General features: G+C 70.2%; 9 protein-coding genes. 5 read left to right on the forward strand and 4 right to left on the reverse strand.

Translation table 11 applies throughout. From position 1 onward, the window contains the following. Positions 1–50 precede the first annotated feature (50 nt). Both VGD44_RS13145 and VGD44_RS13150 read left to right on the forward strand, forming a co-directional pair. Positions 51–572 (forward strand): arsenate reductase ArsC, encoded by a 522-nt coding sequence (locus tag VGD44_RS13145; protein WP_331087715.1) that lies wholly within the window; start codon positions 51–53, stop codon positions 570–572. Next, positions 569–1,282, forward strand: a complete 714-nt coding sequence (locus tag VGD44_RS13150) for an MIP/aquaporin family protein (protein ID WP_331087716.1) — start codon at positions 569–571, stop codon at positions 1,280–1,282. The genes VGD44_RS13145 and VGD44_RS13150 overlap by 4 nt, the downstream gene beginning before the upstream one ends. A gap of 10 nt (positions 1,283–1,292) precedes the next feature. Here VGD44_RS13150 and VGD44_RS13155 read toward each other — a convergent pair whose 3' ends face one another. Beyond that, the gene (locus VGD44_RS13155) at positions 1,293–3,530 is read right to left on the reverse strand and encodes an MHYT domain-containing protein (protein ID WP_331087718.1); all 2,238 of its coding nucleotides are present in this window, start codon (positions 3,528–3,530) and stop codon (positions 1,293–1,295) included. A gap of 263 nt (positions 3,531–3,793) precedes the next feature. Beyond that, the gene (gene rpoH / locus VGD44_RS13160; RefSeq protein WP_331087719.1) at positions 3,794–4,681 is read right to left on the reverse strand and encodes an RNA polymerase sigma factor RpoH; all 888 of its coding nucleotides are present in this window, start codon (positions 4,679–4,681) and stop codon (positions 3,794–3,796) included. 377 nt (positions 4,682–5,058) lie between these two features. Here rpoH and VGD44_RS13165 point away from each other — a divergent pair, with 377 nt between their 5' ends. Beyond that, on the forward strand, positions 5,059–5,550 hold the full coding sequence (locus VGD44_RS13165; RefSeq protein WP_331087721.1) for a VOC family protein: 492 nt from the start codon (positions 5,059–5,061) through the stop codon (positions 5,548–5,550). A 2-nt stretch (positions 5,551–5,552) separates the two neighbouring features. Here the strand turns inward: VGD44_RS13165 and VGD44_RS13170 are convergent, their stop codons facing one another. Then, positions 5,553–7,772 (reverse strand): hybrid sensor histidine kinase/response regulator, encoded by a 2,220-nt coding sequence (locus tag VGD44_RS13170; RefSeq protein ID WP_331087723.1) that lies wholly within the window; start codon positions 7,770–7,772, stop codon positions 5,553–5,555. A 222-nt stretch (positions 7,773–7,994) separates the two neighbouring features. On the opposite strand from VGD44_RS13170, the gene VGD44_RS13175 reads away from it, so the two are divergent. After that, positions 7,995–8,714 (forward strand): CPBP family intramembrane glutamic endopeptidase, encoded by a 720-nt coding sequence (locus VGD44_RS13175; RefSeq protein ID WP_331087725.1) that lies wholly within the window; start codon positions 7,995–7,997, stop codon positions 8,712–8,714. 105 nt (positions 8,715–8,819) lie between these two features. Here the strand turns inward: VGD44_RS13175 and VGD44_RS13180 are convergent, their stop codons facing one another. After that, positions 8,820–9,800, reverse strand: a complete 981-nt coding sequence (locus tag VGD44_RS13180) for an RluA family pseudouridine synthase (protein ID WP_331087727.1) — start codon at positions 9,798–9,800, stop codon at positions 8,820–8,822. A gap of 78 nt (positions 9,801–9,878) precedes the next feature. On the opposite strand from VGD44_RS13180, the gene VGD44_RS13185 reads away from it, so the two are divergent. Beyond that, positions 9,879–11,495: alkaline phosphatase D family protein (locus tag VGD44_RS13185; RefSeq protein WP_331087729.1), on the forward strand; the 1,617-nt coding region annotated here is incomplete at its 3' end.

Consider the following 11,495-nt stretch of genomic DNA (forward strand, 5'->3'; position numbering starts at 1 on the left):
CGCCGCCGCCAGCGGCGCCTGCGCCCCCGCCCGCTGCTGAGGAACCCCGGATGGAAGACCGCCCCTACAACGTTCTCTTTCTCTGCACCGGCAACTCGTGCCGTTCGATCATCGCCGAGGCGATCATGAACCGGCTGGGCGGCGGGCGCTTCAAGGCGTACTCCGCCGGCTCGTTCCCCACTGGCCAGGTCAACCCGCGCGCGCTCGAACTGCTCAGGAAGTTCAACCACGGGACGGCGGAGTTCCGGTCCAAGTCGTGGGACGAGTTCGCGCGCGAGAACAACCCCGACGCGCCGGAGCTGGATTTCGTCTTCACCGTCTGCGACGACGCGGCGGACGAGGCCTGTCCGTACTGGCCCGGCCAGCCGGTGACGGCCCACTGGGGCATGCCCGACCCGGCGCGCGCCACGGGCAACGAGGCCGAGATCGGGCTCGCCTTCGCCGACACCTATCGCATGCTCAACAACCGCATCTCGATCTTCCTGAACCTGCCGCTCGCGAAGCTCGACAAGCTGTCGCTGCAGCGGAAGCTGGATGAGATCGGCGCGAGCGCGGCGCAGCCCGCCGGATGACCGACGTCGAGACGGGCGCAAGCCTGGAGCCGCCGCGCGAGGCCTTCGATCCCGCACGCCGGCTCGCCGCCGAGGCGCTGGGGACGGCCCTGCTGCTGGCCGTGGTGGTGGGCTCGGGGATCATGGGCGATCGCCTGGCCGGCGGGAACGACGCCATCGCGCTGCTGGGCAACACGCTGGCCACCGGCGCGGCGCTGGTGGTGCTGATCACCATCTTCGGGCCGCTGTCGGGCGCGCACTTCAACCCGGCCGTGACGTTGGTCTTCGCGCTCCGGCGCGAAATCGGCTGGCGCCTGGCGCTTGGCTATGTGGCGGTGCAGGTCGTGGCCGCCGCCGTCGGCGTCTTCGCGGCGCATGCGATGTTCGCCGAGCCCATACTGCAGGTGTCGACAAAGCTGCGCGACGGGCCGGACCAGGCGTTCTCGGAGTTCGTGGCGACCTTCGGCCTCTTGGCGACGATCCTGGGGACGCTGCGCTTCCGGCCCGCGTTCACACCCGCCGCCGTCGGACTCTACATCACCGCCGCCTACTGGTTCACCGCCTCGACCTCGTTCGCCAACCCGGCGGTGACCGTGGCCCGAAGCCTCACCGACACCTTCGCCGGCATCGCGCCCGGCTCGGCGCCGGTGTTCATCGCCGCCCAGATCGCGGGCGCGCTGGCGGCGCTGGGCGTGACGGGCTGGCTGTTCGGTTCCCGCCACGAGCTATAGCCCACCCGGCTCAGGCGGAAGCCCGCGCCTGGGTCGGAGCGTCCGCGGCGATGGCGAGCGTCGCCTCGATCCCGGCGACCAGCGACTCGGCCGAGATCGGCTTGGCGATGTGGTGATGGGCGCCGGCGGCGTGCGCCAGCGCGACGTGCTCCGTCGTGGCGTTGGCCGTCAGCATGGCGATCGGGATCGGCGCGCGGCCCTCCGCGGCCTCCCAGGCGCGGATGCGGCGGGTCGCGGTGAGCCCGTCCATCACCGGCATCTGCATGTCCATCAGCACCAGGTCGAAGGGCTCGCTGCAGCAGCGGGCGACAGCGGCTTCCCCATCCTCGACGATGACGAGGTCGGCGCCGTAGGGCTCCAGCAGCAACTGCACCACACGCTGGTTCGTCGGGTGGTCCTCGGCCAGCAGCACCCGTAGCGGCCGCAGGTCGGCGGCCTCGGACAGGCCGGCCGGGTCCTCGGCGACCGTGCTGGCCCGGGCGAAGCGCGCTTCCAGGCGGAAGCAGCTCCCCCGGCCCGGCTGTGAGCTGACGGTCAGGCGGCCGCCCAGCAGGTCGGCGAGCCCCTTGCAGATGGGAAGCCCCAGGCCGGTGCCGCCGAAGCGGCGCGTGGTGGAAACGTCGTGCTGTTCGAACGCCTCGAACAGGCGGTCGGCGTCGCCGGCGTCGAACCCGATGCCGGTGTCGCGAACCTCGACGACCACGTCCCAGCCGTCGGCCGTTTCATGCGCCGTGGCGGCGACCGCGACCTCGCCCACCTCGGTGAACTTGACGGCGTTAGACACCAGGTTCGACAGGATTTGGCGCATCCGCAGCGCGTCGCCCGAGACGGCTAGGCCTTCGATCTCGTCCGCCTGCACCCGGAAGCCGACGCCGCGGTCGGCGGCGCGCGCGGCAAACGGCATGACCGCCGCCTCGATCTCGCGTCGAAGGTCGAAGTCCCGCTGCTCGATCCGGATCTTCCGGGCCTCGATCTTCGACAGGTCGAGCACGTCGGACAGCACCCGCTCGAGCGTGCGGGCGGAGTCCTCGATGAGGCTGAGCATCTCCTGGCCCTGGGCGCTCGCCACCTCGCGCCGCAGCGCGCTCGCCACGCCCATGACGCCGTTCAGCGGCGTGCGCAGCTCGTGGCTCATGTTCGCCAGGAACACAGACTTCGCGAGGCTGGCGTCCTCGGCCGCCGCCACCGCCGCCTTCTGCGCGGTGATCTCGACGAAGGCGCTCACCGAGCCGCCGCGGCGCGTCGCACGCCGTTCGACCCGCCACCAGCGCCCGTCGGCGGACGGTAGCTCGACGGCCTCGCCCGACGCGATGTCGGGCGCCTCGGCCTGGGCCTCACCCCGCGCGGTGGCCAGCTTCTCGCCCAGCACGCGGACCAGCGCCTGTCGCGGCGCTCCGAGGGCGATGCCGGCGGCGGGCCCGGCAAAGTCGGCGAAGGCGCCGTTCCAGGCCACCAGGCGATCGTCGGCGTCGTAGACGGCGAGGCCGTTCGGCATCGCATCGATGGCGTCGCGCAGCCGGTCGAAGGCGATGCGCCGCGAGCGGCCGACCAGGACCACGGCGGCAAGGGCGGAGAGGCTGACCACGGTGACCGCCGCGGCCGCCAGCGCCACCTGCTGAGGCGGGAGCACGGCGCCGGAGACGATCACCCGCGGATCCGGCGTGATGCGCACCGCCGCCATGGCCGTGAAGTGCAGGCCGACGATCGCCAAGGTGAACAGGCCGATGGCGATGGCGAGCCGGGACCGGCGCGCGCCGGGTGTGCAGACGCGCAACGCGGCGCTCGCCAGGGCCACGCCCATGACGATGGACGCGACGGCTTCCGTCGCGTTCCAGGCGAGATGGCCCGGGACCCTGAGCGCGAGCATCCCGGTGAAGTGCATGGCGGCAACGCCTGTGCCCAGGATGGCCCCGCCCAGCCAGCGGTTCGCGGCGGGCTGCGCCGCGGCCCCGAACCCGAGCGTCGCGAAGAGAATGGAGAGCACCAGCGACAGGCCGGTCAGGCCCGGGTCGTAGGCCGCGGGCGCGTCCGACCGGAAGGCCATCATGGCGACGAAGTGTGTGGCCCAGATCCCGGCCCCGGCGACGAAGCCGGCCAGGGTCAACGCCCGGCCGGCGTAGTCGGGACTGCGGCCGAGGCGCGCGTAGAGCCCGAGGCTCATGCTGCAGGAAAAGACGCAGACGGCGGCGGCGAGCAGCACCAGCCGCCAGTCGTGCTCGACCAGGACGCAGGTCAGGACAGCGGTCATTTCGCCCTCCGCGGGATTGCGGCCGGCGCCCTGACGGGTCGCGTCATCCTTCGATGCTGCAGCACGCGAACCCCCATGGCGCACCACCGAAGGTAGATAACGACCGTTAATCTAACGTGTTATCTCATGTGACCGACAGTCGCACGGGCTGCAGGTTGGGATTATTCACCTAAAACGTGTGAAATCCGAGAGCCGTGCAGCAACGAAAAGGGCGGCCAGGTCGCCCTGGCCGCCCCGCAGTTTCTCTATCCCCGATCCGGCCCTCAGGCCTCGATCAGGTTCCGTTCGCTGGCCGCCGCCTGCATCGACTTCTGCAGCTTCTCGAAGGCGCGCACCTCGATCTGGCGCACGCGCTCGCGGCTGACGCCATATTCGGCGGCGAGCTCTTCCAGGGTGGTCGGCTCGTCCTTCAGGCGGCGCTCGGTCAGGATGTGGCGCTCGCGCTCGCTGAGCTCGGTCATGGCCGACTGCAGCAGGCTCATGCGCAGGTTCATTTCCTGGTTGTCGGCGATGACGCTCTCCTGAGAGGGCGTCTGGTCGTCGACCAGCCAGTCCTGCCACTCGCTCTCGCCGTCCGAACGCAGCGGGGCGTTGAGGCTCGCGTCGCCGCCGGCCAGGCGACGGTTCATCGACACGACCTCTTCGTCCAGCACGCCCAGCTTGGTGGCGATCTGGCTGACCTGGTCGGGGCGCAGGTCGCCCTCCTGCAGGGCGGCGATCTCGGACTTGGCCTTGCGCAGGTTGAAGAACAGCTTCTTCTGCGCCGCGGTGGTGCCCATCTTCACGAGCGACCAGCTGCGCAGGATGTACTCCTGGATCGAGGCGCGGATCCACCACATGGCGTAGGTGGCCAGCCGGAAGCCCTTGTCCGGGTCGAACTTCTTCACCGCCTGCATCAGGCCGACGTTGCCCTCGGAGATCACCTCGCCGATCGGCAGGCCGTAGCCGCGGTAGCCCATGGCGATCTTCGCCACGAGGCGCAGGTGGCTGGTCACCAGCTGGTGTGCGGCTTCGGAATCCTGATGCTCCTGCCAGGCCTTGGCGAGCATGAATTCTTGGTCCTTGGCCAGCATGGGGAACTTGCGGATTTCTGACAGGTACCGGCTGAGGCCGCCTTCAGGCGACATCACGGCGAGCACGTTCGCGGCCATGGGTCTATCCCCTCATACGCTAGGACTTTCTCGGGCCGCCGCGCGTTCCAACCCCGCTGCACGGCGGTCCGTGCTTTGGGCGCGCTTCGACGATCGTCCCCTCCAACCACTCAGATAGGTGCGAGGTTGCGGTGACGCTAGGCCGCTGGGAGTGACGACCCGCCGAAAATCCGACTTCTGTAGTCAAGATTTTTACGCTGCTCAGATGGCGCAAACAAGGCGCCGTTCCTTACGGATTTGATAGGAAAACTGCATGCCTCGGACGGCGCGGCGGACCCCGTGAGCACATTTCGCTGTTTCTGTGCGGGGCTGTCGGAACGGGGTGCGGTCGGGCGTCCTTTGGGACACCAACCCTCCGACCTCAGAAAGGAGCCCCCATGCAACCGCTCATCACCTGCCTCTGGTTCGACGGCGAAGCCGAGGCCGCGGCGAAGTTCTACGTCTCGCTCTTCCCGAATTCTAAGCTGGGGGCTGTCACGCCCTACCCCTCGGATATCGAGGGCAAGAAGGCGGGCGAGGTCATGACCGTGGACTTCGAGCTGAACGGGCAGAAGTTCGTGGGCCTGAACGGCGGGCCGGAGTTCAGGTTCAGCGAGGCGATCTCGTTCCAGATCCCCTGCGAGAACCAGGCCGAGATCGACCGCTACTGGAACGCCTTCGTGCAGGGCGGCGGCGAGGAGAGCGTCTGCGGCTGGTGCAAGGATCGCTTCGGCCTCTCGTGGCAGGTGATCCCGAAGGACCTGCCGAAGCTCCTGAGCCCCGCCGATCCCGCCAAGGCCAAGCGCGTCAGCGACGCGTTCCTCAAGATGCGGAAGCTGGACATCGCCGCGATCAAGGCTGCCGCCGACGCGGCGCCAGAGCGGGTCTAGGTCTATCCCGCCAGGGCGTCGCGCGTGTCCGTGCGCGACGCCTCGGCCCGTTCGAGGGTCGCCTCGATCCCCTGCGTCAGGCGCTCCGGCGTGATCGGTTTGGAGATCAGGTGGTCGGCGCCCGCGGCCAGGGACTGCTCGACGTGTTCGCGCATGGCGTTGGCGGTTAGCATGCCGATGGGGGTGCGGGCTCCGCCCGCCTGCAGCTCGAGGCGCCGAATCTCGCGTGTGGCCGTCAGGCCGTCCATCTCCGGCATCTGCATGTCCATCAGGATCAGGTCGAATTGACCCGGCCGGAACATCTCCACGGCTTCGCGGCCGTTGTCGACGATCGTCAGGTCGACGCCGGCGGGCTCCAGGATCAGCTGCACGACGCGCTGGTTCGTGGGATGGTCCTCGGCAAGCAGAACGCGCAACTGCCCCACGTCGGCGTCGTTCTCCTCGGCGGCGCTCCTGCCGTTTTCGCCGCTCACGAGCGAGGCGGATCGGGACAGGGGGAGGCGGACGGTGAACACGGACCCCGCCCCCGGCTGCGAAGCGGCTGAAATCTCGCCGCCCATGAGCTCGACCAGCGTCCGGCTGATCGCGAGCCCCAGGCCTGTGCCGCCGAACTGACGGGAAATCGAACCATCCGCCTGCGTGAAGCGCGCGAAGAGCCGTTCGGCGGCCTCCGGCTCGAAACCGATTCCGGTGTCGATCACCTGGATCTGCACGATCGTGGCGGCGCCTGCAGCCGCCGGCTCGGTCGCGTCAATCTCGATCCGCACCTCGCCCTCCGAGGTGAACTTGATGGCGTTGGACGCCAGGTTCGAAAGGATCTGGCGGATGCGGACGGCGTCGCCCGTGAATTCGCCCTGGGCATTGGCGCCGTAGGTCACGCAGAACCGCACGCCCTTCTCGTCGGCCCGGGCGCGCATCAGCTCGGCGGCGGTCTCGACCTCGTGGCGCAGGTCGAACGGCGCGGACAGGAGTTCGAACTGGCCCGACTCGATCTTCGCCTGGTCCAGGATGTCGGAGAGAAGGCGCTCCAGCGTGTGGCCGGACGACTGGATCAGCGCGACCATCTCTTGCTCGTCCCGCGAAAGCGGGCGGCGCGCCAGGGCGCCGGCGGTCCCGATCACGCCGTTCAGCGGCGTGCGGATCTCGTGGCTCATGTTGGCGAGGAAGGCGCTCTTGGCCTGATTGGCGGCCTCGGCGGCGTCGCGTGCGGCCTCGAGCTGCTGCTCCAGAAGCTTGCGCGAGGTCAGGTCCATGGTCGTGCCGACGATGCGGGCCGGACGCCCGTCGGCCGTGCGCTCGATCAGCCGGCCGCGGGCCAGCACCCACTTCACCGAGCCATCGTGGCACAGCATGCGATGCTCGATGCTGGTGTGCGGGGTCTCCCCCCGGAAGTGGGCGACGTAGGCCGCGTCGACCATCTGCATGTCGTCGGGGTGAACGTAATTGCGCCAGCCGCCACGCCGGGAGAATACCCCTTCGGCGGAGTGACCGAACATCTTCGCCCATGTGCCGCTCGCCCGCAGCTCGTCGCGAACGAGGTCGATCTCGAACAGCCCGTCGCCCGACGCCTCGATGGTCACCGCCAGCTTCCGTTCGACGTCGGAGTAGGCCGTCTGGCGGTCGGCCAGCGTCTTGCTGAGCGCGTTGTGGTCCAGGGCGTAGCCCCGCGCCGACGCGATTCCGGCGAGCATCAGGGCGCCGATCACGACCGACTCCAGGGTCACGCCGTTGGCGAGGCTGGGTCCGGCGACGATCGCGGCCAAGGGCGGCGTCAGACAGGCCCACAGAATCTGCCGGCTCGCGCCGAAATAGACGAAGACGTTGATCAGCGAGCCGACGAGCCAGGGGGCGGCGATGGCGATGCCCACCGGCGAGCCATCCGCGAGCCCGCCCAGCGCCACCGCGACATACAGGCAAGCGCCCACGAAGTTCACGCCGGCATAGGCGGTAACGGCCCGTGTGGGGGGCAGCCGCAGCACGACGCGGTCCAGGCGAGGCCGGATCGCGAACTCCCAGGCCACGATCGCCGCCAGCCAGGCCAAGGGAACGATCCATGGGTGGATCAACAGGGACGCTGCTGCGAAGACCGCGGCGAACGCGACCCGGTCGCGGGTGCCGATCAGCGCGAGCTCGACACTGGTGGCGATGTCGAGCGGACGCGCCGCCGCCGCGCGCGCCGCCTCGCTGCCCGGAGCGGGCTTCGCCGCGGGCGTCCCGCTCATTCGGCTCCGCTCTTGACGCCGGCCGCCTGCATGTCTGTCCCTCGCCTGCCTGCACAAGCCCTGCAGTCCGAACCCTAAGGTCCAGTTACGTCGCGTAACACAGGTCAACTTGCCGCGGGGAAGCCGGTCGCTGTCGGAAGTCCCGTGAGGCGTCGTCGTGGCCGGCGGCCCCCGCTTTATGCTCGCGCTTCGCCGCAGGGCGCGGGATGCTGGCGCCGCCCGATGCGCTACTTCCTTCTCGTCATCCTCCTGTCGCTGCCGTTCTGGGCGCTGGCCGAAGTCGCGCAGGCGGAGCCGCTCCCGGGGCTGCCGCTCAGCGGGCTGATGGCCTTCATGCCCGCCCTGGCGGCGCTGATCCTCGCGGCGCGTGCGGACGGCGCGGCCGGAGCGAGGCGGCTCGTGGCCCGCTCGTTCGACGTGGCCCGCATGCGCGGCCACGGCGCCTGGTGGGGGGTCGTCATCCTGATGCCGCTCGTCACCTGGCTGCCCGCGCTCGTCCAGGGCGGGCTCGCGCCGGTCTCGCCGGTCGCGCTCTGGGCGCCCTTCGTCATGCTGGCGGCGTTCTTCGTCGCGGGCCTTGGCGAGGAGCTCGGCTGGTCGGCCTACATCCTGGAGCCGCTGGCGAAGCGCTGGGGCGAGCTCGCCGCCGCATTGCTGATCGGGGTATTCTGGGCCGCGTGGCATCTGATCCCGTTCCTGCAGGCCGATCGGGCCTGGGACTGGATCGCCTGGCAGTGCGCCAAGACCGTCGCCGTTCGGGTCGTGATGGTGCGCCTCTATTTCGGCTCGGGCCGCAGCCTGTTCGCGGTCGCGCTGTTCCATGCCCTGGACAACGTTGCGGCCTTCTCCTTGCCGATGTGGGGCGGGACGTACGACGCCCGGGCCACGACCCTGATCCTCGTCGCCGTGGCGATGACGCTGACGCTGGCGCGGCGGCGCTAACGGAAGTCCACGTGCAGGTGGTCGTCGTGGCGGGCGGCTGAGCAGCCGGCGAAGCGGCCGCGGGCGCCGGCAGCAGGCCCAGAACCAGGGCCAGCATCGTTCGTCTCAAAGCTTCTCCAGCAGGTCCTCGAGCTTCGCCATGTCGTCCGGCGGCGGGCTCTCGAAGCGGAGCGCCTCGCCCGTCACCGGATGGCGGAAGCCCAGCACGGCGGCGTGCAGGGCCTGCCGGGAAAGCTGTGCAGCTTCGATGGCGGCCCTGACCGGCGCGGCCGGGCTCCCCGAGCCATAGGTCGGGTCGCCCAGGCAGGGCGCGCCTTTGCTGGCCAGGTGCACGCGGATCTGATGGGTGCGGCCGGTCTCGAGGCGGCACGACACGCGGGCGGCGAGCGGCTTCTCCGGCGGGCCGTAGGTGCGCACGACCGTGTAGTGGGTGACGGCGTGGCGGCCGCCGGTCTTCGTGAGCGCCATCTTCTTGCGGTCGTGGGTCGAGCGGGCGATGGCGCCTTCGATGGTCCCGCGGATCGGCGAGGGGGCGCCGCGGGTCAGCGCCACGTAGGTCCGCTCGATGTTGTGGGCGGCGAAGAGGGCCGAGAGGCCCTGGTGGGCGGCGTCGGTCTTGGCGGCCACGACGACGCCCGAGGTCTCCTTGTCGATGCGGTGGACGATCCCGGGCCGCGCCACGCCGCCGATGCCGGAGAGGCTGTCGCCGCAGTGGTGCAGCAGCGCATTGACCAGTGTGCCGCTCTCGCTGCCGGGCGCGGGATGCATGGCCATGCCGGGCGGCTTGTCGACCACGATCAGGTGCTCGTCCTCGTAGAGCACGGTGAGCGGGATGTTCTCCGGCTGCGGGTCGGCGGGTTCGGGCGGCGGGATCTCGAGGCGATAGTCGCCGGCCTGCGCCTTCGCCGAGCCGTCGGTGAGGGGGACGCCGCCGCGGCTGACCCGGCCCTCGGCCATCAGCGCCTGGATGCGCGCGCGGCTGAACTCGGGCAGGGCCGCGGCCAGCGCCTTGTCCACCCGGCCGCCGGCTTCGAGCGTCACCACCCGCAGGCCGTAGACCTCGTCGTCTTCTGCCTCAGACGCCATGCTGCCCGCTGGACATCGGCTGTCGTACTCCTGTGCTATGCCTCGTTCATATCGGGCTGGAAGCGGGGAGCAACGAACATGCGGATCGATCGACGCAAGGCGCTGGCGCTGCTGGGTCTGGGGGCGGCGACGCCGGCGATGGCGCAAGGCTCCGGCGTGAGCTTCAAGCACGGCGTCGCCTCGGGCGATCCGAAGCAGGACCGGGTTGTGCTGTGGACGCGGATCACACCCGAGAAGCCCGGCGCGGACGTGGCCTACACCTGGCGGCTGAACCCCATCGACCGGCGCGCGGGTGGGGCCAAGAGCGGGTCGGGCGTCACGGGGCCGGGCCGCGACTACACGGTGAAGGTGGACGCCACCGGCCTGGACGCGGGCCGCGCCTACACCTTCGAGTTCGAGGCCGCGGGCGTGAAATCGCCCATGGGCCGCACCCGGACGCTGCCGGCCGGCGCGACGAAGGACGCGGTGCTGGCGGTGGCCTCGTGCGCGCTCTACCCGAACGGCTACTTCAACGCCTACCAAGCCATCGCCGACGCGCCGCGGATCGACGCTGTGGTGCATCTGGGCGACTACATCTACGAGTACGGCGGGCCCGAGAGCTACGGCATGGACTCCGCGGTGGCCGGCGAGCGGCCGCACGACCCGCCGCGCGAGATCGTCAGCCTCGACGACTACCGGCGCCGTCACGCGCAGTACAAGTCCGATCCCGGCCTGCAGGCGGCGCATGCGAAGGCGCCCTGGATCGTGGTCTGGGACGACCACGAGACGGCCAACGACAGCTTCTCCACCGGGGCGCAGAATCACACGCCGGGCGCCGAGGGCGATTGGACGACGCGCAAGGCCGCGGCGCTGAAGGCCTATTTCGAGTGGATGCCGATCCGCGAACCGGCCGGCGGCGGCCTGGCTGAGGCGGCTATGCGCAGCTTCCATTTCGGCGACCTGGCCAGCCTGATCATGGTCGAGACGCGGCTGACCGCCCGCGACAGCCAGGCCAGTCTCGAAAGCGACGCGCCCGAGGTGGGCGGCAAGCGCGACCTGACCAAGCTCAAGGCCAAGCTGGCCGACCCCAAGCGCCGGATGATGGGCGAGAAGCAGGAGGCCTGGATCGGCGCCGAGCTCGACCGCTCCGTGAAGGCCGGCCACGCCTGGCAGGTGATCGGCAACGAGGTGGTGATGGCGCGCGTCATGCCCGCCGATCCTAGAAAGCACCTGACGCCCGAGCAGTACGCTGCGATCCCGGAAGCGTCGAGGAAGCGCGTGGCGCGCTACGAGGCGTTCGCGGAGCTGGGCCTGCCAGCCGGGCTCGACATGTGGGACGGCTATTCGCATGACCGCGAGCGCCTGTACGACGCGTTCAAGCGCACCAAGGCCCGGCCCATCGTGGTCAGCGGCGACAGCCATTCGTTCTGGGCCAACGAGCTGCACGACGCGGCCGGTGGCCGGGTGGCCTGCGAGTTCGGGACCACCGGCATCACCAGCCCCGGCGCCGGCGAGGTCAGCCCCGGCATCAACGCCGGGGAGCTGATCGCCAAGGCCAACAAGGAAGTGGTCTTCAACGATCAGGTCTCGAAGGGCTTCGTCCTGCTGACGCTCACCCGCGAACAGGCCAAGGCCGAGATGGTCGCCGTCTCCACCATCGTGGCCAAGGACTTCACGACCAAGGTGGTGAAGACGTTCGCGGCGGCGCCGGAGGGG

Source organism: Phenylobacterium sp. (genome assembly GCF_036402295.1).
GTDB lineage: Bacteria > Pseudomonadota > Alphaproteobacteria > Caulobacterales > Caulobacteraceae > Phenylobacterium.